The sequence below is a fragment of the Bacillus sp. SIMBA_031 genome, assembly GCF_046535225.1.
GTDB lineage: Bacteria > Bacillota > Bacilli > Bacillales > Bacillaceae > Bacillus > Bacillus velezensis.
This window is the reverse complement of record NZ_JAWRXC010000004.1, coordinates 135,275-159,735: the sequence shown is the minus strand read 5'-3', so window position 1 is coordinate 159,735 and position 24,461 is coordinate 135,275. Positions and strand designations below refer to the sequence as shown.

The following is a 24,461-nucleotide window of genomic DNA, read 5'->3' as shown; positions in this document are numbered from 1 at the left end:
TCTGGGCTGCTTTCATGTAGCGCCGGGGCGTTCAGCATAAAAAATCCCCTTGACATAAATCCATGTTATCAAGGGGAAACAGAACGAGCTATGTTGTTTTCTTAACGCAGTCTTACATCTTTGTAAGAAATGAAAATCGGACCGATGTCCCTTCACCGGGGGACGAAGTGATGTCCACCGTATGATTGAGCTTGCCCGTAATTTCTTTGACGAGATGGAGGCCGATCCCCGTAGATTCTTGGAAACGCCGCCCGTTTTCTCCGGTGTAATAAGGGTCAAACACCCGCTTGATATCTTGCGAGGGAATGCCGACACCGTAATCTTTGACTTCAAGCACCGTCCTGTCTTCATCGCGGAAGACATTCAGCTCAAGTCTGTCACTCTTGCCTGCCGAATATTTGACCGCATTTGTGACCACTTGGCCGATCGCAAATTTGAGCCATTTGGCATCGGTGTAAATCTGATGATCATCGCGAATATCCATTTTCGGATAGACGCGGTATTGAATAAAAAATCGTTTATAGCTTTGAATGACCGATTGGAGAAGCTCTGATAAGGAAACCGCTTCGACTTTAAAATCCCGCTCAAACAGGTCGAGCCTTGATGAATAAAGAAGCGTCTCCAGCCCGAATTCAATCTGCCGGACCTCTTTTTTGATTTGTTCAAAGACGGGCTCATCCTCTTCCTGAATGATTAAATTAATGACCGACAGCGGCGTTTTTACTTGGTGCACCCATTGGTTCATATACGTCACCCGCGCGTCAAGCTTGGCTTCGGTCTCATGGAGCTTCTGGTGCTGCATTCGGGTCAGCTCCATCTGCTTTTCATACAGCTCTGAACAAAACACTGAAGAACCGAGATACGGGATGTCCGTCCCTTCCTGCTCCGAGCTGAGCCAATGATACACGCCGCGGTCTTTGTACCAGCGGTAGGCAAGATAGCCCGCCAAAATAAGAAGCTGCACGCCCAATATGTAAAACAAGTGAGAAAAAGAATGAAGACCCGCAAACCAGTAATAAAAGAAGACAAACAGCCCTTGAAGGAGAAAAAGCAGAATCAGCACGGCATGAGACCGGAGAAACAGCTTCATGACAGCGCCCTCAGCTGGTAGCCTTCGCCCCGCACCGATTCAATGGAAACAGGCGCATTCAGCTCCCGCAGTTTTTTTCTGAGCCGCGTGATATACACGTTAAGTGTATTATCATCGACGAAAATGTCGGTGTCCCACGTTTTTTCCATGAGCCGGTCCCGACTCGTCACCTTTTCTCCCCGCTCCAGCAGCACTTCCAAAAGCTTGCTTTCTTTTTTAGAAAGCTCGCTTTTTTCGTCCTGAAAGCGCAGTTCAAACCGTTCCACAAAGAGCTGCACACCGGCATATTCAACCACTTTCTCTCCCTGCTTGGCGGCGTACTCTCCGTATGCCCTGCGGATCTGGCTTTTGATTTTCGCCAGCACAATATCATAAGAAAACGGTTTTTCGATATAATCATCTCCGCCGTTTTCAATCGCCATCACCTGATCCATTTCCCCGCTTCTGGCTGAGATGAAAATGATCGGGCTTGTAGAATGCTGGCGGATCTGGCGGCACCAATAATAGCCGTCATAAGACGGCAGATTGATATCAAGCAGCACCACATCAGGCTTTTCCCGCAAAAAAACATCAAGAACAGCCGTGAAATCCGCGGCGGCCACGGTTTGATATCCGTATTTTTCAAGGTAATTCTGCAATAGTCCGCGAATGTCTTCACTATCTTCCACAATCATGATTTTATTCATGCAACCATCCTCCAAAAGGATACGGCTTTTCTGAGCCCTCATTATTTGATGCCCCCATCATAATGCTTTCATCGGTTCTCTGCAACATGAGAAAGCGGGCCTTTATAAAAGACCCGCTTCTCCCTTTCTCAATGTAAGATCGATTATTTCTAATTGACATTGTTATACTTAGATGGCGGACTCGGAAAGGTAATTTTAAATCTTGTGCCAATTCCCGGCTGACTATATATATCAATATTTCCCCCATGTGCCTTGATAATTTGTTGAGCAATAGCCATTCCTAATCCAGTCCCTGAGTTATTTGACGTAGCGCTTGTCCCTCTGAAATACCGATCAAATAAACATTCGACCGTCTCTTCGTCCATTCCTATCCCATCGTCTTCTATTATAATTTGTATTTCATTGTCATGTAACACGTCCTGATATAATATGATCTTTATTTTAGTGCCCGGAGGATTATGTTTAATACAATTAGCAATCAAGTTTTCAACTGCGCGCTTTAGGTACCTTTCATCCATATTAAAAAGTATCTTATTGTGACTGGATTCTAAAGCGAATCTCTTATTTTCTGACTCCGGTAGCAGCTTCATTTTTTCTAAAGTGTCATGAATTACTTTCACTACGTTTTTTTCTTCAAGATGGATTGGAAGCGACTCATTTTTCAATTGAAAAGTTAAGTTGAAATCTTCAATCAGCTTTTCCATATATTCTACACGTTCTTCCATTATTAAGGAAAAATCACGCACTTGCTGATTTTCCCAATCATATTCATTTGAAGATAAAAGAACCGTATATCCCTTAATAACCGAAAGAGGGGTTTTTAAATCATGTGAGACACCGGCCATCCACTCTTCTCGTGTCTTTTCCAATAATTCTCGCTCAGCCTTATTCCTTTGAAGCGTTGAGGTAAGTTCAGACAGAGCCTGCATTAATTCTTGATAGGTCTTATATCCAGATTTATTATGTCTATATTTGCTTGAATGAAACTTCCAATCATAAGGTTCTTCATATTTTTCTTTAGACAAATTCTCAATCCAAGATACAATAAACAGCAGGGGAGCACCTAGTTTTTTTCCGTAAAATATTGCAATTACAATCCCTGCCATAATAATAGAAACTATCCACAAGTTATTCACCCAATAGAAAAAAGGGTTATTTTTTTCCATCGGCTTTCCCAATACCCATGTTAAATCCTGATTGTTTTTCGTTTCGTACCACGTAGATAATTGATAACCTTTTTTGGCAGGATACATGTAATCTGATATTAACTCTCCAAGAATATAATGCTTAGGTATATTTTGAGGTTTATTAAAAGAAAAAACCTGATCTCCTTGTTCATCTAAAATTTGAATCCACATTCGGTTCTCTAATAAATCTTCTTTTGCTTTCGTATTTATTGAAAATTGTTTATCTGCAACAACTGTTTGGTCAACAATTTTTTTTAAGGATAAGTGCGGCGTTTCCATTTTATTCTGACCTAAGACGAGGCTGAAAAATATGATACTGCCCACAATGAGCAGACCCCAAATAAACATGAGTAAAAAAAGTCTCGATACGAAGTAAAATGCTATCCTATTTCTCAGCTTCAAAATAAATCCTCATCTATAGGCTCTGCTTCAAATATATAGCCCTGTCCTCGAACCGTTTTAATCCATCTTGGTCTGCTCGGGTCTTCCTCTAATTTTTCACGTAATCGTCTTACATGTACCATTACAGTACTATCTCCGCCATAAAACTCCCCCCATACATCTTTATAAATTTGGTGTTTACTTAAAATTTGATTGGGATGTTCACAGAAATAAATCAGAAGTTTCATTTCCTGAGCAGGGCAATCTATTCTTGTCCCGTTAACAACAAGTCTTCCGGTATTGGGATCTATTTTAAAATGTTCATAATCGTATACCTGTTTTAGATGGTAAGAAGAAGAGATCTGAGTCGTTCTCTTTAATTGGGCTTTTACACGAGCTACAATTTCCAGTGGATTAAATGGCTTAGTAATATAGTCATCTCCCCCAAAACTAAACCCTTGCAATTTATCTAAATCTGTTGTTTTTGCCGTTAAGAAGAGTATCGGCACATTTGTATGGGAGCGTATTTTGCTGCATAAGGTGAAGCCATCAGTGTCCGGAAGCATGACATCTAACAAAATAATATTTGGAAGTTCCTGATCGATTTTCAGAAGGGTTTCACTCCCTGTCATAGCTGTGGAAATATTGCTGAAACCTTCCTTTTCAAAGCAAGTTATTAATAAGTTTAAGATATGTTCGTCATCATCCACCATGAGGATTTTGTTCTCTTCTAACGTCATAAGTTACCCTCCTTTTTATTTCTTATTTTATATGAGATCAATGACATAAAGGTCAGAAAAGGAAAGAATTTAACTTTTGTTAAGTGTTCAGAATATTCTTTCGAATTTTTAACCTTGATATTCAGGTATCAATATAACTACATACAGAAAATAAACCAGGGATGTCGTTAAGTGAATGTTTAGGAAGAGTTTCGTTTGTGTTTAAAGAACATCGCTTATGATAAAAGTGAGGTGAGAGACAAATGAATGATCAAATAGTGGTAACACACGATCTAACTAAAAAGTATAAAAAGCATACTTCTGTTGATGGATTAAACTTAAGGATGAGGCGCGGTGAAATTTATGGTTTTCTTGGACCGAATGGTGCTGGTAAAACAACAACCATCCGAATGTTATTAGGTTTAATTAAACCAACAAAAGGAAACATTGAAATCTTTGGCCAAAACCTAAACAAGAATCGTTTGCAGATATTGCAAAGAATCGGGTCACTGGTAGAATCTCCAACTTATTATGGTAATTTAACAGGTTACGAAAACTTAGAAGCTGTTAGGAGGTTACGAGGACTTCCGGAACAACGGGTCAATGAAGTATTGGAAACTGTAAGGTTATCTAAAGTAGCAAATCGACTGACTAAGGAGTATTCCCTTGGAATGAAACAACGTTTGGGAATTGCAGTTGCCCTGTTAAGCAGTCCTGATTTATTAATTCTGGATGAACCGACAAACGGTTTAGATCCATCCGGTATCCAAGAAATAAGAGAGCTAATTAAAGAATTGCCTAAATCGGGAATGAGTGTTATTGTATCCAGCCACTTATTGAGTGAAATAGATCAAATGGCTACTCAAGTGGGAATTATCAACAATGGAAGGATGATTTTTCAGGACTCGATTGCAAGTTTACATCAAAAACGAAAACCACTATTAAAAGTCGGTGTTAGTGACGTAATCGAAGCAAAAACAATACTAAACAGGAAAGGATTAAAGGTTGATTTACAAAAAAATTATTTGTGGCTGTCTCAAACAGAACCGGAATTTGTTTCAGAAATCAATTCCATACTTCTTCATTCAGGGCTGTCTGTATTTCGACTTGAAGAAAAGACACGATCGCTTGAGGATATTTTTTTAGAATTAACCGGTACAGAGGGAAGTCTATGAAAAAGTTATTATGGGCAGATCAATTAAAACTGAAACGTTCGTCGTTATTGATTGTAGTCTTATTGGTTCCCTTACTCATTATAGCATATGAGTTGGTAAATCTTACTTATCGATCTGAATACGTGGAAAAACAAGCTGAAATGTTCCATGCTGGATCAATGTGGATGTATTTACTGTATGATAACAGTTTGTTATTTGGTCTGGGTTTTCCATTAGCCGCCACACTTTCTGCGTCAATAATAGCAAATATAGAGCATCAAGCAAACGGATGGAAGCAAACCCTTTCTTTTCCCGTATCTAGAATGCGAATTTATGTAAGTAAATTTATTTGCTTAGTAGTCAGTTTATTTATTTCGTCAACAATCTTCTTGCTCGGCATGGTACTGCTGGGCAAACTGATAGGATTCGAAGGTAGTGTACCTTGGGGACTTTTGTTTGGAGATAGTTACAGCATGTTAGTTACAGTACTGCCTATAATGGCATTCCAGATATGGTTATCTATGGTGTTTAGCAACCAAGCATTCTCAATTCTTGTAGGATCAGTATCATCTATAATGGGTTTGTTTTTGGCAGCTGCTCAATCAACGAGATGGTTTCCGCTTGCTTATCCTAGTCAATCTTCGACAGTCATTCTGCAGTATGAAGGGATAGGATATAACCCAGATCTTTCATCTTACCTTTGCATTAGCCTTTTCTTAGGGGTAATTATATTATTTCTAGGCTCTATTCATTTTGCTAAACGGGATGCTTTGTAAAAAGGAGGCGAAATACTTGAAAAACATTTTATTTATAGAACGTTTAAAGCTTAAGCGATCAAAGTTATGGATCATCTATTTATTAGGGCCTTTGTTAGGTGTATCCCTGGCATACACTAACTTTATTAAAAACTATAACCTTTTTATGAATCCTGGAGACAATCCCTGGGTAGAGGCTTGGACACAAGTTGCCTTATTTATGGGCCCTTTTGTATTGCCTATCGTAGTGGGAATTTTCGCCGCCCTTGTTTGCAGGGGGGAACATGTAGGAGGCGGTTGGAAACAGCTTCTAGCCTTACCAGTCAAACACTCAGATATCTTTCTGGGAAAGTTTCTGACAGTGGTCCGCATGATATTCATTAGTATGTTCATTTTAATCCTCTTATTTATTGGATTCGGTTATATGTTAGGCATAAGCGGGACTCTTCCTTTACTTACAATTCTAGGTTATGGAATTAGAGGGATCTTAGCTTGTTTACCATTAATTTTATTGCAGCTTATTGTTTCAATCAGGTCTAAAACATTTGGCATACCACTCGCTGTTAGCATTGTTTTTACATTACCGGCCATTATTATTGCCAGTACACCATTAGGTCAAGTATATCCATGGACACAGCCTATGTTAGCAATGTCACCCGAAGATGAATCACCGATTCAATCAAACTTCCTATTTTACTCAATTATGGTAATAACATGTCTCGGTCTCCTGGTTTACGGAATAAGAACTTTTACTAAACGAGACCTTACGTAGGGTATATGCGGTATAAACTTATGAGAATTCGAGACAAGGTAATAATGAAATCACTGCGAAAGCCAAAAATACATGACTTATAGATTATTTTAACAAAAAAGAAAGTTACCGACGTCATCGATAAGAAAAGGAAAAGAACAAATTCTAGTTTTCATAACTATAGTAAACGAGGGGGCAAGCTGTATACTTTGGTGAAACGCGAGAAGGAAATAAACGGAAAGACGAAAGCACTCACGATGTTGTGAGTGCTTTTCATCAGCCGACCTGCTGCTTTACGGCTTTACCGGCTGATCCGAACTCTCTCATTTTGCTTCGCACTGTCTCTTCCACGGCTTCAATGCCGGGTGTCATGTAGCCGCGCGGTTCGTACAGATCGCCGTTTTCCTGAAACATGCGGCGTGTTTCGTCTGTCCAGGCTGCCATACATTCCGTATTGATATTGATTTTCGCGTGGCCGAGCGTGATGGCTTTTTTGATCTGATCCTGCGGAATCCCGGATGCTCCGTGGAGAACGAGAGGAATATCAGTCATGCGGGAGATAGCCTCCATTTCTTTAAATCCGAGATTCGGTTCACCTTGATATTTGCCGTGGACGGAGCCGAGGGCGGCGGCCAGCGCGTCGATATTGGTTTCTTTGACGATCCGCTCACATTCCGTGATATCGGCATAGCGGACACCGCCGACCAGCCCGTCTTCCATGCCGCCGACCGTGCCGACTTCTGCTTCTACTGAGACGCCGTGCTTAGCGGCATAAGCGGCGACTTCTTTTGTCATCGCGATGTTCTCATCAATCGGATGATGGGAGCCATCAATCATCACTGAGCTGAATCCCGCGTCAATGGCCTGTCTGCAGCGTTCCGCACTGCTTCCGTGATCAAGATGGAGCACGACGGGAACGGTAATCGCCATTTCTTCCATTAACGTGCCGACCATGGCGGAAATCGTTTTAAATCCGCCTAAATAGTCGACCAGACGATCGGAAGCCGCGGCGATGACCGGCGATTGCTCCTTTTGCGCCGCCTGCAGAATCGCCTTCGTCCATTGGAGGCCGTTGATATTAAACTGGCCGACTGCATAATGCTCCCGTTTCGCTTCTGCAAGAAGATGTTTCATGGTGACAAAAGCCATGTTCACGCCTCCTTCATGAAGTATTTTGATACGACGGCTTCCGTTGTTTCCTTTGCCGTTTTGATCGTTTCCTCCGCAGTCAGCTTATAATATTCAGGTCTGAACAGCTCTACGGAGACAACATCATTGAATCCGATTTCTTTTAACGCTGACAGATGGGCGTCTAAGTCAATCGCACCCTGCCCAGGCCAGACGCGGTCTTCATCCGTTAAAAAGCCGATCGGAAAGTCTTCTGTATCGTCGATATGATAGATGAAAATTTTCTTTCCGTCCGCCTGCTTCAAACTCTCAATATTGGAGCCCATCGCGTGGAAATGGAAGCTGTCAAACACCAGTCCGACATTATCGCGGCCGACAGCGTTCACGATGTCATACGCCTGTTCAAATGTATTGACCGTACATTGCGGGTGGCCGACAAATTCAAGGGCAATGTTTACGCCGTACGGCTCCGCGATGTCCGAAAGCTCAGTCAGCACCTCTGCGCTGCTCTTTTTGATCTCTTCTTTCAAGATTTTCCGCTCTGTCACAAGCGGCACGGCCACCACATATTTCACGCCGAGCGTTCTGCAGGTTTCCATCATGCTTTTGAATTCCGAAATGATCTCCCTATAGCCCTTCTCATCACGGTTGTTGAAGAAAACCAGTGCGTTCAGGGCAAGCGGTTTAATGTGATGGGTTCGAAAATATTCCGCCAGATCGGCCAGTGAATGGTCTTTTAAGTATTCCGGCAGCTTATCCATTGTGCGGATTTCAATATAATCATAGCCGTGCTTTTCGCACAGTTCTAAATCCTGTTTCAGGTTTGAATTCTCCAGCGTAGTCGCTTCATTAAAGCAAAGTTTCATGTCAGCCTCTCCCATCCGCGTTTTCGATATGAAGGGAGTCCGGCTGGAGGGCTTGTTTGCCCCGCTCCGCCGAACCCCATACTCAGCTTATGCCATACCCAGTTCTTCCTTTAATTTCTTAAGCGTGGTCCGGCTTGATTCATCCGCTCTTTCGCCGACCCAAGCAAAAACGGCGTTCGTCGCAATTCCGTCGAATTTCATCTCTCTCATCTTTCTGAAAATCGTCTCAAAATCGACCTCGCCTTGCCCGATGTCCAAATGCTGGTGAACCGTTACTTTCGCGTCAGGCGGGTTGACGATGTAGCGCAGGCCGTGCGCCGCTTTATGATTAAAAGTATCTGCAAATAAAACATGTGTGAGGCGGTCGCCGGCTTCATCAAACATGGTCGCAATATCGCCTTTTCCGTCATCATAGAAGAACGTATGCGCAGTCGAGTAGACAAGATTGATCCAATCCTTGTCAAGCGCGCGGATCATATCCATCGCGCCTTTGTGCGTTTCGATAAAATCGTATGGATGGGCTTGGAGATTGAGTTTAACGCCTTCTTTTTCAAAGACGGGCAGCAGTTCATCCATGGATTTTATGAATTTTTCTTCACTTGTCAACGGATCATATTTTGAACCGCTGAATTCACTGTTCATCAAATCCACTTCAAGTTCAACCGCAATTTCGATCGCCCGTTTCCAGTTGCGCACGGCGGCCTGTCGGCGGTCTTCATCAGGACCCGCCCAGTGGTAAAGCGGAAGAAGAGAAGACAGCTTCACACCTGTATCCTTTAAAAGGCGCTTCAATTGTTTGATTTTTGCTGAATCGACTTTCGGATATTTATAGAAAGGACAAAAATCCTCGCGCGGAGACAGTTCGATATATTCGTATCCGAGTTCCGCCGTTTTATAGACCGTTTCCTCCAAAGTTAAATCATCGCGGTACATGGATGGATCTAAGGCCAGTTTCATTTCTTTCACTCCCGATCTATTATTTGTTCACAGTCGTAAATGATTGGTAGAATGCCGGTTTCTCTTGAAGCGCCACTGGCTCTTTCTGGCCGGATTCCTGAGCTTTTACGCACGCGTCAGTTGTCACCGCGGCAATATAACCGTCCCATGCCGTCGGACCGCTGACTTCGCCTTTATTCCGGATCGAATCAATGAAGTCTTGAATTTCCACATCATACGCAGCCACAAATCGGCGCTGCCAGTCCATCAGGATATCGGTGCTGAATGTCCCTTCTTTTCTCAAGCTGATGCTTGACGGTTCCGGAAGCTTGATGACGCCGTCTTCCCCGACGATCTCACATTGAATGTCATAGCCGTATTTACAGTTCACGTAGATTTCGGCATTGATGACGATGCCGCCTTTTGTTTCGATGATGACCATCTGCGGATCTTTCAGATGCGGCAGCGCATTTTTTGATTTCTTCGGATAGATGACCTGTACGGATTCATAGTCGTCATTGACGAGCCAGTGGAGGGCATCAATTTCATGAACGAGCGTATCGACGACGGCCATGTCCGTTGAATAATTCGATGCGACTGTCGGGTTGCGGTGCGCACAGTGAATCATCAGCGGCTCGCCGACCACGCGGTTGTCAATCGCTTCTTTCAGCTGAACGTAACCGCTGTCATATCTGCGCATAAAACCTACCTGCACCAATCGTTTTCCCGTCTTCATTTCTTCCTCGACAATGCGCATACAGCCTTCTGCCGTTGTCGCAAGCGGCTTTTCACAAAACACGTGCTTGCCGTGCTGAATCGCTTTCAAAACGCTGGACTCGTGAGCCGGGCCCCAGCTTGTCACTAAGACGGCATCCACATTTTCAGCAGCGAGGAGGCTGTCGTCATCAGGATAAACGGAGGCGTTCAAATTGAAATCCTGAACGGTCTGCTGCGCGGCCTCCTGATTCACATCTGTGACAGCGGTAATTTCCGCTCCGGACAGCTTATTTGTGATGCGGTTGATGTGTTCTTTTCCGATAGCACCGGTTCCGATAACACCTATACGTAAATTCAATGATCGCCACTCCTTCTGATAATCAAATAATGGTTCTCGTCTTTCTTTTCCCGCTGCCGTCCTGAGGAGCGCCGTACAGTTCCTCCTGTATCTGTTCAAGCGACTTGCCGGACGTATTCGGTGCGAAGACAAGCCCGATGATCATACTGGCCGTCACACATATGAGCAGAATACCGGCCATAAAACCGATGCCGAATTGTGACATGATGACCGGCACAAATAAACTCCAAATGCCGATTGAAATACGGACGAGAAAGAACATGAGCCCTTGTGCTGACGCTCTGTGTTCTGTCGGGAACAGCTCGCTTGCCCACAGCTGGTAGTTCGCCTGCTGGCCGGCTCCGTTATTGATGCCGATCGCTAAAACAAACAAAAGCAGCATCGGAAGCCCCTGAAACGGCAGCAAAAACAGCGACCAGCCGACAACGGCCATACATGCGCAGATTCCGAACACCGTTTTCCGATATTTATCTGCAAAAGGCATGAAGATACAGGCGACGCCGAGCCCGGTGAAGATAAACAGGGCCATCTGCAGAATGTTGGCCGTATTTGCGGATACGCCGCCGACCTGCTGGTAGATGTACGGCATGAAGAATCCCATGACGCCCGCTGCGAGATTCCATACGAGAAACACACCCATTAAAAACAAAATGTTCTTGAAAAATTTCGGCTGAAGCAGGTCAAAATAAGATGTTTTTTTCACGGCGGCAGGCCGCTCTTCACTGTTTTTCCAGGCATCCGACTCCGGTAAACGCTTTCTTATCACATATGTGATCAGGGCGATCACCAATAGATGCGCAAAGACAATTTTATTTCCTAAAAGCCCGAGGTCACCGACCAAAACGGATAACAGCAGAACCACAACGGCTCCTGCGGCCCACGCCACCTGCGCCACTCCGCAATGCCTCGCCCGGTTTTTCTCGGGGGCGTTTTCCGCGATAATGGTCCATGAAGCCGTAATATCCGCGCCTACAGAAATCCCGATAATCATGTATCCGCATAACAGCATGGGAAAGTTGAATCCAAACAAAACCAAACAAATTCCTAAGGCGTAGACGAGCATACTGTTTGTGTATACAGCTTTTCGGCCGACTTTATCAGCCAAATACCCGCCGAGCAGCGCTCCGATGGCCGCTGATATCGCATTTGCGCTGAAGGCGCCGAGCAATCCGATCTGGCTGTCGGACAGCTTTAAATAGCTGACCCACATAGATAAACCCGCTGATCCTGCCACGATGGAACCTGCATCAATGTAATTTGCTAATGCTGCGGCGATGGTCCTTTTGCTGAAAGCTGATTCCGCCTTGGCACTATTCATATAAGTCCCCCTCTAATTTGCAGGATCAAGCAGTTCACTGTCGATGTACTTTCTCGCAATCAGCGCGTACTCAAGCGGATTGGCGACTGCCGGGTCTTGTTCGGCTTCGATGACGATCCAGCCTGAATAATCATGACGGACGAGCGCTCGGTACACTTTGGTAAAATCGATGCATCCGTCTCCGGGAACCGTAAAAATGCCTTGTAAAAACGACTGCCTGAATGACTTGCCTTCCTGTCTGCACCGCTCCATAATGTCAAACCGCGCGTCCTTGAAATGAACGTGTCTGATCCGATCCATATGCTTGTTGAGAATCGTCATATAGTCTCCGTCCGAGATATAGGCATGGCCGGTATCATATAGTAAATGGACATACCGCGGGTCCGTTCCATCCATCAGCCGGTCAACTTCTTCCGCCGTCTGGACGCCTGTGCCGAGATGATGATGAAATGTGAGATCCAGCCCGTATTCGCCAGCGATTTTCCCGAGACGGTTCAAGCCTTGGCACAGCGTATCCCATTCTTCATCTGAGAAGTGCGGTTTTTCCTTAAATACATCAATGTCCAAGCCTTGAACACTGTACGTCTGTTCAGAAACAGTGGCGACATCCGCTCCGACTTTCTGCAAATAATCACAGTGTTCTGTAAATTGTTCAGCCGTTTTTTCAATACCGGCTTGTATGATAAAGCTGCTGAACCATTTCCCCGCAATCCGCAAGTTCCGGAGAGCCAGCTCCTTATTGAGGACGGAGGGTTCAGGGAAAAACCCTCCCACTTCCGTACCTTGAAAGCCGGCGACAACAATATCGCTTAACAAATGCTGCAGCGTATTCCCGGCTCCGATTTCCGGCATATCGTCATTGCGCCACCCAATGGGAGCGATGCCCCACAGAATATCTTGTTTGCCCATCGTGATGCCTCCCCTCTAGTACTGCTTCGCAGACTTCAGCTTCGTCTCTTTCGCTTCATATGCCCGCTGAACGCTTTCCTGCTCCGACACTTCCGCCACGCCGACATGCCACCAGCTGTCATAGCCGTCCGTCATCGTTTTCGGCAGAACCTTCATTTCAATTAAAGTGGATACGTCTTGCGTTTTCGCATCTTCAAGCGCCGCTTTCAGTTCTTCAACCGTATTGGCTCTGTATGTTTTAGCGCCGTAGCCCTCTGCCACCTTCGCGTAATCAACGTTTAAAATCTGATTGTCCTCTGTGCGGAACTCGCAAAAATAACTGCCGCTCCCGTGATCCATCTGCAGATTGTTGATACAGCCGAATCCGGAGTTGTCAAAGAGCAGGACATTGATTTTTTTGTTATATTGAAGCGCGGTAATCAGCTCTGAGTGCAGCATCAAAAAGCTTCCGTCGCCGACGAGTGAATAGACTTCTTTGTCGGGATGGGCCAGCTTGAGGCCGAGCGTGCCTGATACTTCATACCCCATGCAGGAATAGCCGTACTCGAGGTGGTACGTATTCGGGACATTGGAATGCCACAGCCGCTGCAAATCTCCCGGAAGAGATCCCGCCGAGCTGATGACGACGCTGTCTTCAGGAATCGTGTCATTGATGGTCAACAGCGCCGTTGTCTGCGGCAGCTCAGTCTCGAGCGCGTCGGCATACTCGTTTAACACGTCCTGTGAGAAATGGTTTTTAATTTCCGGTTTGAACGCGTCACGTGTAAAAGTGACCTTGCCGAGCCGGTCCCGTTCAGCAAGCCATTCACTTTTCCAATCTTTAATCGCCGTGCCGAATGCACTTTTATATCCGTCTAATAAGCCGTGCAGCCTGCCGAGCGTCACTTTCGCATCGGCTACGACCTGAAACGCGTCAAGCTTATAAGCCTGCATGCGGCTGACGTTGATATTCAAAAATTTTGCTTTGTCAAAATCAAACGCCGTTTTCGAGGATGTCGCAAAGTCCGTGTACCGTGTGCCGACACCGATGATCAGATCAGCCTGGCGGGCGGCCTTGTTTGCAGCGAGGGTGCCCGTGATGCCCATGCCGCCCAGATTGTTGGCGAAATCGGCTTCAACCGTTGACTTGCCGGCCTGCGTTTCGACAAGCGGAATGCCGTATGTTTCAGAAAGCGCGATTAATTCCTCACGCGCGCCGGAGTACTTCGCGCCTCCGCCCACTAAAATGACGGGACGGCTGCTCTCCTTAATTCTCTCCGCGGCGCCTTTCAGCTCACGCTCGCTCGGCTGCATCCGATCAATGTAATGAACGCGTTTTTCAAAGAAGCTTTCATCAAAATCAAATGCTTCTCCCTCTACATCCTGAGAAATGCAGATGGTCGCCGGGCCCGCTTTTGCCGGATCTGTCATCACTTCAAATGCCCGGATTAAGCTGCTCATCAGCTGCTCGGGGCGGGTAATGCGGTCCCAATAGCGGGACACGGGCTTTAACGCATCGTTTGTCGTGACGGCGGCACTGTATTCCTGCTCCACCTGCTGAAGCACCGGGTCAGGCTGCCTCGTCGCAAAGGTATCGGCCGGAAGCAGCAGCACCGGGATATGATTGGCCAGCGCCGTACCCGCGGCAGCCGTCAAGTTAGCGGCACCCGGACCGACCGATGTCGATACCGCGTAAATTTTTCTTCTCAGCATCTGCTTGCTGTATGCCATCGCGGCATGCGCCATGCCTTGTTCGTTTTTGCCTTGATAGACTTTCAGGTGCCCGGCGTCCTGCTCAAGCGCCTGCCCGATCCCCAACACATTTCCGTGGCCGAAAATCGTGAAGATGCCCTCAACGAACGGCTCTTCTTTTCCGTCAACCTGAATGTACTGCCGGTTCAAGAATTGAATCAGCGCTTGTGCTGTCGTTAAGCGAATTGTCTTACCCACAAACGATCCCACCTTTTATACGTTCTATTTACCGTTAAGACTGTGCTGCGCTTCAATCAGTTCGATGATTTCACCGGCAGCCGGCATTGCTTCTGAGGAGCTGTGTCTGCTGACGACGATGGAAGCGGAAGCGCTCCCGTATTTTAAAGCCGTTTCAATATCCCGGCCGCTGACAAGTCCGTAGATGAAGGCTGACGCATAGGAATCACCCGCTCCGAAGGTCTTCAGCACCTTTGTTTTATAGGCATGCGCCCGGAAAACTTCTCCCGATCTGCTGTATGCGTATGATCCGTCAACGCCGTGCTTAATGACGACAAGGTCAGCGGAGTGCGCAAACAAATGGCGGACGGTTTCATCGTTATCTCTGCCGCTGCGGTTTTCCATTACGTCAAATTCGTCACGCGTACCGATGACGATATCGGATTGTTCCGCCGCCAGCGTGTAGTACACGGCTGTTTCTTCTGCCGATTGCCATGTATACGGACGGTAGTCGAGCTCAAACACGACTTTTACGTCATGTTTTTTTGCGATATGCACCGCTTTTAAGACGGCTTCGCGCGACGGGCTTTTCGCAAGCGCCGTGCCTGACACGAGCAGCATTTTCGCGTTTGCGATGTAGCCTTCATTGACTTCGGACGGCTCAAGATACAAATCCGCCACGTCATCCCGGTACATCAGAATGCTGCACTCTTCGGGACTGAGAATTTCCGTAAAAGCGAGCCCGGCTTTGCGCCCTTCTCTGTCAACGGTCATTTGTGACGTATCAACGCCCTTTCCCTGCATATAGGAAACGATGAATCGGCCGTGCTGATCGTCCGGGATTTTGCCGATAAAACCGGCTTTTAATCCGAGCTTGGCGCTGCCGATCGCAATATTTGCCGGGGAGCCGCCGACATATTTAGAAAACGTCATCGTTTCTTCCATCGGCCGGTTGTATTCCGCCGCGTTCAAATCAATACACGCGCGTCCGATCGCGACAATATCAAACTCTTTTTCTTCATTAAACGTATATTTCATCGTTATCTGCCACTCCTCACTTGTTAGCGTTCCAGGATCCATTCATGGGCCGGGTCATTATGAAACTTCCATTTTCGTGTCGGTCCCGCCATTACATTCAGGTAGTAAGAGGTATACCCGTCCGGAACACCAACCGGGTGATAGCCCGCCGGGACAATGACAACGTTTTCATTTTCTGCGGTCATCGTCTCGTCAATCGAGCGGTCGTCGGTGTACACACGCTGGAAGACAAACCCCTGCGGCGGGTCCGTTTCATGGTAATAGGTTTCTTCTAAAAAGGATTCAGCCGGCAGATTGTCTTGGTCATGTTTATGAGGCGGGTAGCTCGACCAGTTGCCGCTGTCCGTGTAAACTTCAACAACGAGAAGGCTGTTTGCCGATGGATCTGAATCGGGGAGAATATTATGAACGGTTCGTTTGTTTGCCAGCTTGCCGCGATGTTCCACACCGTTGTCTTCCGCTTTAATCAGCTTTGTCGGAAGCTGGTGTTCGGACGGAGAATAGCACAGCGCGACCCTCGCCCCACTGACCGCTGTGATTCCAAAAGAGCGGTCAGTGGACACATAAACGCTGTCCGTCGGTTTTCTTTCAAATACGCTTTCACGGGTGCCGATGCTTTCAAATGTCTGATCATAATCAGTGACGGTGATTTTTCCCGTTACCGCAACGATGCAGCACTCCGTCTTTTTCAAATCTTCTGTATATGCGGAACCGGGAGTGAGGTCAACGACTTTAAATCCGACGTATTTGAGGTCTGAATTGGCTGAAGTGACGTCATGTATGATGTTCACGCCTTGAGAAATCTCATCGGCCTGCGGTTTGCGCAGCAAATGACTCATGTATATTCCTCCTTAATTGATGGTAAAAGAAAACCCGGACGAAATCACAAAGCCGTCCGGGCCGGCTGCCAGATCAATTGAAGTCAGGAGACGGGTATCGTGCCGTCACGACTTTTTTACGTGTATAGAAGTCGACGCTGTCTTTTCCGTTTGCGTGCAATGTGCCGAAGAAAGAAGACTTCCAGCCAGAGAACGGGAAGAATGCCATCGGCGCCGGCACGCCAAGGTTGATGCCGAGCATTCCCGCGTCAATATTTTCACGGAAGTAGCGGATCGCGTTCGCATTTGAAGTGAACAGACACGCGCCGTTCGCAAATTCAGACTGGTTGGCGATGTCCACCGCTTCTTTTAAGTTTTTCACGCGGATGACCGACAGAACGGGCGCAAAGATTTCATCTTTCCAGATCGTCATATCCGTCGTCACGTTGTCAAAAATTGTCGGTCCGACGAAATAGCCGTCTTCCGTTGCGTTTTCACGCCCGTCACAAAGAAGTCTCGCTCCTTCTTCGATGCCTTTTTCAATATAGCTGTGCGTGCGTTTTTTGTTGTCCTCGCGGATGACCGGGCCTAAGAACACGCCGTCATCCAGTCCGTTTCCGATCTTGATGTCCGCTGCTTTTTCCTGTAATTTCGCCATAAACTCATCGGCGATTCCCTCTTCAACCGTCACAACCGCGCATGCCATGCAGCGCTCTCCTGCCGAACCGAATGCCGCACCGATAATGTTTGTCACCGTATCTTCAAGGTGGGCGTCATTTAACACGATCGTATGGTTTTTCGCGCCCGTTAACGCCTGCACGCGTTTCAAATGTTCGCTGCCTTTTTTGAAAACATACTCGCCGACAGGTTTTGAACCGACGAATGAGATGGCTTTAATCTCCGGATGTTCAAGAACGCCGTTTACGACGTCATGCGCGCCGTGCACGACATTGAAGACGCCCTTCGGCAGACCGGCCTGTTCAAACAGCTCTGCCAGTTTTTCCGTTAACAGCGGCGTACGCTCAGACGGCTTCAGAATGAAAGTGTTTCCTAATGAAATCGCCATCGGGAACATCCAGCACGGAACCATCATCGGGAAGTTGAACGGTGCGATACCGCCGACCACCCCGATCGGATAGCGGTAGTTCGCTGCCTCTACATCCGTCGCGATGGAGGCGAGTGAATCGCCCATCATGAGTGACGGCGCGCCCGCTGCGAATTCGACGTTTTCAATTCCGCGTCCCACTTCACCGAGTGCTTCCGTCGTGTTTTTACCGTTTTCCAAAGTGATCAGACGGGCAAGCTCTTCTTTGTTCTGCTGGAGAAGCTGCTGATAGTTAAATAGAATTCTCGCACGGCGCGGCACTGCCGTCTTTGACCATGTTTGAAACGCCTCTGACGCTGAGCGGACGGCGTATTCCACATCCTCCCGCGTAGAAATCGGAACCTGGCACATCACTTCTTTTGTAGCCGGATTGACAACGTCTTCATATTGATCTGTCTTACTTTCAACCCATTCACCATTGATGTAGTTTTTCAGTTTTCTGATCTCTGCCATTCTCATTGCCTCCTTAAATAGTAAACATCCTGTTCAACTGGGTAATAACGGATGAATATATTCATCTTTTACATATAAAAGACATGAATTAAACGCTTACAAATGCTAAAATGATGGTGACTCCCAATCTTTCCATGTAAAAGTTGATCATGTGACGAAAAAAAGCAAACGGTTACATCTTTAACTTTTGATTTTGCAGGTTATATTTTGGTCATTTCTTGGTTACATTGTAAGCCCAACACACCTTCAAGTCAATCTAAAAAATCAAAATTTTTTCATTATTCTTATCATACTTTTTTTGAACGGGAAAACAGGAACTTGGAGAACCGTGTCGAATCGTACGGTGTGAACCCTCTTTTTTATCATTTGTTAAGTAACTATTGATTAACTTCTGGTGTTTATTATATATTTTAATTACTTTAAGAATTCTAGAAGGAGTTTTTTTATGAAACTGATGCGGATTCAGGAGATGGAAGAATACATTCTCAAACACGGAGCCACTTCGCTGGATGAGCTGTGCGAGGTATTCAACGTCTCTAAAAACACGGTCAGACGCGATATTAATAAGCTTGCGGAAAAAGGGGTGATCAAAAAGGTGTACGGCGGCGTGACGTCAGCTGAAAAATCTGTGCTCGTCCCTTTTGAAAACCGCACTATTCAACATCAGGATGAAAAAATCAAAATCGCCCGCTATGCGTCACGGTTTATCGAGGATCACGATCTTGTGTTTATTGATTCCGGCACGACGACCAAATCGATGCTGGAGACGCTTGATCCCGATAAGAATGTAACGGTTTTGACGAACAGCCTTGATATTATTAACGCGGCTTCATCCATGAAAAATATCGACCTGATCATCATCGGCAATAACTACAAACGGAAGACAAGGTCGTTTGTCGGCATTGATGATCCGAGCACACTCAATAAATACAACATTAACAAGGCGTTCATGTCCGCTACCGGGACAACGATCACCCACGGCCTGACGAATTCCGACTTACTGGAATACGAGGTGAAAAAGAGAATTTCCGAAAAGGCGAACGAAGTGTATCTGCTCGCGGATCATTCCAAATTCGGCAAATCCACGCTTTTGACATACGCGCCTTTCGACCGGCTTCACAGCATCGTCACTTCTCAGCAGCTCGATGAGGAATATACGAAGTATTGCCAAGAGCATCAAATCGACATTCACTTGGCATAGCGTTATAGTTAATAGAGAACGCTGCCGTATTTTTCCGGCAGTCGCTATGATATCCAATTTTTTCAGGGGGCGAAAACATGAGCAAAGTAACAATCGGCAAAACTGACCTAAAGGTATTTCCGATCGGTTTGGGAACAAATGCGGTCGGCGGACACAATCTCTATCCGAATCTGAATGAAGAAACGGGAAAAGAATTGGTTCGGGAAGCGATTAAAAGCGGCGTTACCATGTTAGATACCGCCTATATTTACGGTGTGGGCCGTTCTGAAGAATTAATCGGCGAGGTGCTGAAAGACTTTAACCGCGAGGATGTCTTCATCGCCACAAAAGCCGCTCACAGAAAAGAAGGCGATGACTTTGTTTTCGACAACTCACCGGCCTTTTTGAAACAATCGGTCGAAGACAGCCTGAAACGCCTGCAGACTGATTACATCGATTTATTCTACATCCATTTCCCGGATGAGCACACGCCGAAGGACGAAGCCGTTCAAGCGTTGAATGAGCTGAAAAAAGAAGGAAAAATCCGTTCCATCGGCGTATCCAATTTCTCTTTGGAGCAGCTGAAAGAAGCCAATAAAGACGGCTTAGTCGACGTGATTCAAGGAGAATACAACCTGCTGAACCGTGAGGCGGAAAAGACTTTCTTCCCTTATACGACAGAACACGGCATCTCATTCATTCCGTACTTCCCGCTCGTATCCGGACTGCTGGCCGGCAAATACGACGAGAACACAACCTTCCCTGAAGGCGACCTGCGCAATGACCAGGCGCATTTCCAAGGGGAGCAGTTTAAAGAAAACATCAAAAAAGTCAACCAGCTCAAACCGATTGCCGAAAAGCACAATGCCGATACGGCGCATATCGTGCTTGCCTGGTACTTGGCGAGACCTGAAATCGATATCCTGATTCCGGGCGCCAAACGCGCGGATCAATTAAAAGACAACATGAAAGCAGCCTCCATTACGCTATCTGCTGAAGAAATCGCGTTTATCGACAAGCTGTTTTCCTAAGAAAAAAAACACGCCTTTTAAAAGGGGCGTGTTTTTTTATGTTTATATTTTTCTCTTCGGGGAATGAAATAGTTATCTAAATAAACTATTATGCGTTCCAAAAGATGAGGAGGATCATCTGTGAAGAAAAACACCAAAAAATACCTGATTTACTTTTTCGGAGCATTAGGCGGGCTGCTTTACGGCTATGACACCGGTGTGATTTCAGGGGCTTTGTTATTTATTAACAATGATATTCCTTTAAACACGCTGACCGAAGGATTGGTCGTCAGCATGCTGCTGCTCGGTGCGATTTTCGGGTCCGCATTAAGCGGGACATGCTCTGACCGATGGGGCCGGAGAAAAGTGGTTTTCGTCCTTTCACTCATTTTTATTATCGGCGCGCTTGCCTGTGCGGCTTCGCAAACCGTCACTATGCTGATTATCTCCCGTGTCATACTCGGGTTAGCCGTCGGCGGCTCAACGGCGCTGGTTCCCGTTTATCTATCTGAGATGGCGCCGACAAAAATACGCGGAACGCTCGGCACATTGAATAACTTAATGATTGTAACCGGAATTTTACTCGCATATATTGTGAATTACATATTCACCCCGTTTGAAGCTTGGCGCTGGATGGTCGGTCTCGCCGCAGTACCGGCGGCGCTTTTATTAATCGGAATCGCGTTTATGCCGGAATCTCCGAGATGGCTCGTCAAACGCGGCCGTGAGAAGGAAGCCAGACAAGTCATGGAAATGACCCACGACAAAGAGGATATCGCCGTTGAATTGGCGGAAATGAAACAAGGTGAAGCCGAGAAAAAAGAATCTACACTCGGCTTGCTGAAAGCCAAATGGATCCGCCCTATGCTGCTGATCGGGATCGGCCTCGCCATCTTCCAGCAGGCGGTCGGTATCAACACGGTGATTTACTATGCGCCGACCATCTTTACGAAGGCCGGACTCGGCACTTCGGCGTCCGTTCTCGGCACGATGGGCATCGGTGTCTTAAACGTCATCATGTGTATCACCGCCATGATCTTAATTGACCGGATCGGCCGGAAAAAACTGCTGATGTGGGGAAGTGTCGGCATTACCTTGAGCCTGGCGTCACTATCAGCCATTCTCCTTCTGGCCGGCCTGTCAGCTTCAACGGCATGGCTGACCGTGCTGTTTCTCGGCATCTATATCGTTTTCTACCAGGCGACATGGGGTCCCGTCGTATGGGTTCTGATGCCGGAGCTGTTCCCGTCAAACGCACGCGGTGCCGCAACCGGATTTACGACATTGATTCTGTCGGCAACCAACCTGATCGTTTCACTGGTATTCCCGCTTATGCTGAGCGCCATGGGCATCGGCTGGGTATTCGGAATATTCTCAGTCATTTGCCTCTCATCCTTCTTCTTCGCCGCTTACATCGTTCCTGAAACGAAGGGCAGAAGTTTAGAAGAAATCGAAACGCACTTAAAAAAACGGTTCTCCTTAAAGAAGCGCAGCAAACAAAATCAAATTCTTAAACAGCGCACATTGTAATAAAAAAAGGAATCGCCCCCGCCGGGCGATTCCTTTTTAGCGTCAAACCATGACTTTGCAGATGTCATTCGTAAATTCGACCGGATCATGGATCGGCAGCCCTTCAATCAGAAGCGCCTGATTGTACAGCAGGTTTGTGTATAATGCCAGCTTTTCCCGATCTTGTCCGTGGGCGTTCTTTAACGTCTCAAACACTTCGTGGTTCGGGTTGATTTCCAGCACTTTTTCCGCTTTGACCTGCTGGCTGTCAGGCATGGCGTTTAACACTTTCTCCATTTCGATCGTCACTTCGCCGTCTGTCGCAAAGCATACCGGATGGGATTTTAAACGTTTCGATGCTCTGACGTTCTTTACTTTATCCGCAAGAATCTCTTTCATGCTTTCGAACAGGTCTTTATATTCGTTTTCTTCGGCTTCAGTCTGCTTTTCATCCTCATCACTGTCGATGCCTAAGTCGGCGCTGGATACGGATTTGAACTCTTTTTCCTCATAGCTTGTCAGCATTTTGATCGCGAATTCATCAATATCTTCCGTGAAATATAAAATCTCGTAGCCTTTGTCCGCCACCATTTCAGTTTGCGGCAGCTTTTCAATCCGCTCATATGAATCGCCGGACGCGTAATAGATATATTTTTGATCCTCAGGCATTCTGGACACATATTCGTCCAGAGTGACGAGCTTTTTCTCCTTAGATGAATAGAAGAGAAGCAGATCTTTTAATACGTCTTTATTCGCGCCGAAATCATTATAGACGCCGAATTTCAGCTGTCTGCCGAAAGATTCATAGAAAGATTCGTATTTTTCTCTTTTGTTCTTCAGCAGGCTCTTCAGCTCGGCTTTGATTTTTTTATTGATGTTTTTCGCAATCAGCTTCAGCTGGCGGTCGTGCTGCAGCATCTCTCTGGAAATGTTCAGCGACAGATCCTCAGAATCCACCATGCCTTTTACAAAGCTGAAATGGTCCGGAAGCAGGTCGGCGCATTTGTTCATGATCAGCACGCCGTTGGAATACAGCTCCAATCCTTTTTCGAATTCCTTCGTATAATAGTCAAACGGCATGTTTTCCGGAATAAACAAAATCGAATTGTAGCGCACCGCTCCATCGACGCTGATATGCACATGGGTCAGCGGTTTATCAAAACCGTAATGCTTCTCGGCGTAAAAAGCCTCGTAATCCTCATCCGTCAGCTCGCTTTTGTTTTTTCTCCAGATCGGCACCATGCTGTTGACCGTCTGTTCTTCCTGAACTTCTTCAAATTCGTTCTCGCTGCCCTCTTTCGGCTTGTTGACCGTCTCTTCCATTTTGATCGGGTAGCGGATAAAATCAGAGTACTTTTTCACGATCGCTTTGATGCGGTAGTTTTCTAAAAACTCATCATAGCTTTCATCTTCTGTGTTTTCTTTTATTTTCAAGGTGATTTCCGTACCGACGGTTTCCTTGTCACACGGCGCGATCGTGTAGCCGGCAGCCCCTTCCGACTCCCATACATACGCCTCGTCACTGCCGAGCGCCTTACTTTTCACCGTGACTTTATCAGCCACCATAAACGCCGCATAAAACCCGACGCCGAACTGGCCGATAATGTCATGGCCGTCTTTCGAGTCATTTTCTTGCTTGAAAGCGAGTGAACCGCTTTTCGCAATCGTGCCGAGATGCTGTTCAAGCTCGTCTTTTGTCATCCCGATACCGGTGTCTGTGACGGTGAGCGTTCTTGCTTCTTTGTCCGCCGTCACTTTTATGTAGTAATTGTCTTGATCAAACGTTAATGAATCATCGGTTAACGCCTTGTAATAGATTTTGTCAATCGCATCGCTCGCGTTGGAAATTAACTCGCGGAGAAAAATTTCCTTCTGCGTGTAAATGGAGTTAATCATCATGTCCAGCAATCGCTTGGATTCTGCTTTAAACTTTTTTTTCCGCACTTCAGATCTCTCCTTTAATTATGCTTTGATGTTATGTAAAATCTTTTCAGCATCTATTTATCATATACAGTGACAATTGTCAACTAGGATTAGCAGATGCATATATTGTAAATTTAACATGTTAATGGATTCATTTCACCCATTTTATTAATAAAAAAGAGAGAATGTTGATCATCCTCTCCCCTCTGCTTCTTTCCGGCGGCCGAATTCCTTCTTCATCCATATGTATGACGGGTAGAAAAACAAACTAAATAAGATAAGAGATCCCAAGTTTCGCAAAGACTCATGCAAAACATTTCTTACAGTGAGAGGAAATATGATGTCCTGAAATAGAATAGAGATAACGGTGTAAATCACAAATCCCATAGGAACAATGGCATAACAATAAAACGCTATCTCCTTCTTATGCTGTATCTTCAAAATATGTAAACCTCCCAATGGTGTATATACATAATATTAACATATTTAATAGGTATTTAGAAATAGACCTCCATATGTTTATCCCCCTATTCAGCGGGAACAGATAAAAAAAAGGAGGAAT

Annotated in this window: 22 protein-coding genes; 6 read left to right on the top strand and 16 right to left on the bottom strand. The window is 45.9% G+C overall.

Annotated elements, in window-relative coordinates; translation table 11 throughout:
• Positions 1 to 112 precede the first annotated feature (112 nt).
• The 4 genes from yxdK to SB724_RS13495 all read right to left on the bottom strand — a co-directional run bounded on the left by yxdK (position 113) and on the right by SB724_RS13495 (position 4,084).
• Positions 113 to 1,090: a two-component system sensor histidine kinase YxdK gene (gene yxdK, locus SB724_RS13510; protein ID WP_410571503.1), complete on the bottom strand. Its 978-nt coding sequence runs from the start codon at positions 1,088 to 1,090 to the stop codon at positions 113 to 115.
• Positions 1,087 to 1,776 (bottom strand): two-component system response regulator YxdJ, encoded by a 690-nt coding sequence (gene yxdJ, locus SB724_RS13505; protein ID WP_032875556.1) that lies wholly within the window; start codon positions 1,774 to 1,776, stop codon positions 1,087 to 1,089. Before yxdJ ends, yxdK begins: the two co-directional genes overlap by 4 nt.
• 149 nt (positions 1,777 to 1,925) lie before the next feature.
• Positions 1,926 to 3,365, bottom strand: a complete 1,440-nt coding sequence (locus tag SB724_RS13500; RefSeq protein ID WP_410571500.1) for a sensor histidine kinase — start codon at positions 3,363 to 3,365, stop codon at positions 1,926 to 1,928.
• Positions 3,362 to 4,084: a response regulator transcription factor gene (locus SB724_RS13495; RefSeq protein ID WP_007614840.1), complete on the bottom strand. Its 723-nt coding sequence runs from the start codon at positions 4,082 to 4,084 to the stop codon at positions 3,362 to 3,364. Before SB724_RS13495 ends, SB724_RS13500 begins: the two co-directional genes overlap by 4 nt.
• A 242-nt stretch (positions 4,085 to 4,326) precedes the next feature.
• On the opposite strand from SB724_RS13495, the gene SB724_RS13490 reads away from it, so the two are divergent.
• From SB724_RS13490 to SB724_RS13480, 3 genes are read left to right on the top strand one after another with little or no spacing between them, the layout of a single operon-like run.
• Positions 4,327 to 5,238: an ABC transporter ATP-binding protein gene (locus SB724_RS13490; protein WP_007614842.1), complete on the top strand. Its 912-nt coding sequence runs from the start codon at positions 4,327 to 4,329 to the stop codon at positions 5,236 to 5,238.
• Positions 5,235 to 5,993: an ABC transporter permease gene (locus tag SB724_RS13485; protein ID WP_410571498.1), complete on the top strand. Its 759-nt coding sequence runs from the start codon at positions 5,235 to 5,237 to the stop codon at positions 5,991 to 5,993. The genes SB724_RS13490 and SB724_RS13485 overlap by 4 nt, the downstream gene beginning before the upstream one ends.
• A 16-nt stretch (positions 5,994 to 6,009) precedes the next feature.
• Entirely contained in the window at positions 6,010 to 6,744 is a 735-nt protein-coding gene (locus tag SB724_RS13480) for an ABC transporter permease (protein WP_410571496.1), read from the top strand.
• 255 nt (positions 6,745 to 6,999) lie between these two features.
• Here the strand turns inward: SB724_RS13480 and iolJ are convergent, their stop codons facing one another.
• The 10 genes from iolJ to iolA all read right to left on the bottom strand — a co-directional run bounded on the left by iolJ (position 7,000) and on the right by iolA (position 18,277).
• Entirely contained in the window at positions 7,000 to 7,872 is an 873-nt protein-coding gene (iolJ, locus tag SB724_RS13475; RefSeq protein ID WP_410571494.1) for a 6-phospho-5-dehydro-2-deoxy-D-gluconate aldolase, read from the bottom strand.
• A 2-nt stretch (positions 7,873 to 7,874) separates the two neighbouring features.
• Positions 7,875 to 8,717 carry a 2-keto-myo-inositol isomerase gene (iolI, locus tag SB724_RS13470; protein WP_012118841.1) on the bottom strand — a complete coding sequence of 281 codons (843 nt, stop codon included), beginning with the start codon at positions 8,715 to 8,717 and terminating at the stop codon, positions 7,875 to 7,877.
• Between the two features lie 87 nt (positions 8,718 to 8,804).
• Positions 8,805 to 9,674 (bottom strand): sugar phosphate isomerase/epimerase family protein, encoded by an 870-nt coding sequence (locus SB724_RS13465; protein WP_032875540.1) that lies wholly within the window; start codon positions 9,672 to 9,674, stop codon positions 8,805 to 8,807.
• Between the two features lie 19 nt (positions 9,675 to 9,693).
• Positions 9,694 to 10,728, bottom strand: a complete 1,035-nt coding sequence (gene iolG, locus SB724_RS13460; RefSeq protein ID WP_410571492.1) for a bifunctional inositol 2-dehydrogenase/D-chiro-inositol 1-dehydrogenase — start codon at positions 10,726 to 10,728, stop codon at positions 9,694 to 9,696.
• 22 nt (positions 10,729 to 10,750) lie between these two features.
• The gene (locus tag SB724_RS13455) at positions 10,751 to 12,046 is read right to left on the bottom strand and encodes an MFS transporter (protein WP_039063850.1); all 1,296 of its coding nucleotides are present in this window, start codon (positions 12,044 to 12,046) and stop codon (positions 10,751 to 10,753) included.
• A 12-nt stretch (positions 12,047 to 12,058) separates the two neighbouring features.
• A complete protein-coding gene (gene iolE, locus SB724_RS13450; protein WP_410571489.1) occupies positions 12,059 to 12,955 on the bottom strand; it encodes a myo-inosose-2 dehydratase in 897 nt (298 codons plus the stop codon).
• 15 nt (positions 12,956 to 12,970) lie between these two features.
• Positions 12,971 to 14,884: a 3D-(3,5/4)-trihydroxycyclohexane-1,2-dione acylhydrolase (decyclizing) gene (gene iolD, locus SB724_RS13445; protein WP_410571487.1), complete on the bottom strand. Its 1,914-nt coding sequence runs from the start codon at positions 14,882 to 14,884 to the stop codon at positions 12,971 to 12,973.
• 24 nt (positions 14,885 to 14,908) lie between these two features.
• Positions 14,909 to 15,901: a 5-dehydro-2-deoxygluconokinase gene (gene iolC, locus SB724_RS13440; protein WP_410571485.1), complete on the bottom strand. Its 993-nt coding sequence runs from the start codon at positions 15,899 to 15,901 to the stop codon at positions 14,909 to 14,911.
• Positions 15,902 to 15,924: 23 nt separating this feature from the next.
• Entirely contained in the window at positions 15,925 to 16,740 is an 816-nt protein-coding gene (iolB, locus tag SB724_RS13435; protein ID WP_265972570.1) for a 5-deoxy-glucuronate isomerase, read from the bottom strand.
• 73 nt (positions 16,741 to 16,813) lie between these two features.
• Entirely contained in the window at positions 16,814 to 18,277 is a 1,464-nt protein-coding gene (gene iolA / locus SB724_RS13430; RefSeq protein ID WP_045209395.1) for a methylmalonate-semialdehyde dehydrogenase, read from the bottom strand.
• 445 nt (positions 18,278 to 18,722) lie between these two features.
• Here iolA and SB724_RS13425 point away from each other — a divergent pair, with 445 nt between their 5' ends.
• The 3 genes from SB724_RS13425 to SB724_RS13415 all read left to right on the top strand — a co-directional run bounded on the left by SB724_RS13425 (position 18,723) and on the right by SB724_RS13415 (position 21,997).
• Entirely contained in the window at positions 18,723 to 19,478 is a 756-nt protein-coding gene (locus SB724_RS13425) for a DeoR/GlpR family DNA-binding transcription regulator (RefSeq protein WP_007614879.1), read from the top strand.
• 77 nt (positions 19,479 to 19,555) lie between these two features.
• A complete protein-coding gene (locus tag SB724_RS13420) occupies positions 19,556 to 20,488 on the top strand; it encodes an aldo/keto reductase (RefSeq protein ID WP_044802350.1) in 933 nt (310 codons plus the stop codon).
• A 120-nt stretch (positions 20,489 to 20,608) separates the two neighbouring features.
• Positions 20,609 to 21,997 (top strand): sugar porter family MFS transporter, encoded by a 1,389-nt coding sequence (locus SB724_RS13415; protein WP_032869301.1) that lies wholly within the window; start codon positions 20,609 to 20,611, stop codon positions 21,995 to 21,997.
• A 42-nt stretch (positions 21,998 to 22,039) separates the two neighbouring features.
• Here SB724_RS13415 and htpG read toward each other — a convergent pair whose 3' ends face one another.
• Together htpG and SB724_RS13405 are read right to left on the bottom strand one after the other, a co-directional pair.
• The gene (gene htpG / locus SB724_RS13410) at positions 22,040 to 23,920 is read right to left on the bottom strand and encodes a molecular chaperone HtpG (protein WP_007614881.1); all 1,881 of its coding nucleotides are present in this window, start codon (positions 23,918 to 23,920) and stop codon (positions 22,040 to 22,042) included.
• A gap of 171 nt (positions 23,921 to 24,091) precedes the next feature.
• The gene (locus tag SB724_RS13405; protein ID WP_105937126.1) at positions 24,092 to 24,340 is read right to left on the bottom strand and encodes a hypothetical protein; all 249 of its coding nucleotides are present in this window, start codon (positions 24,338 to 24,340) and stop codon (positions 24,092 to 24,094) included.
• Between the last annotated feature and the right edge of the window lie 121 nt (positions 24,341 to 24,461).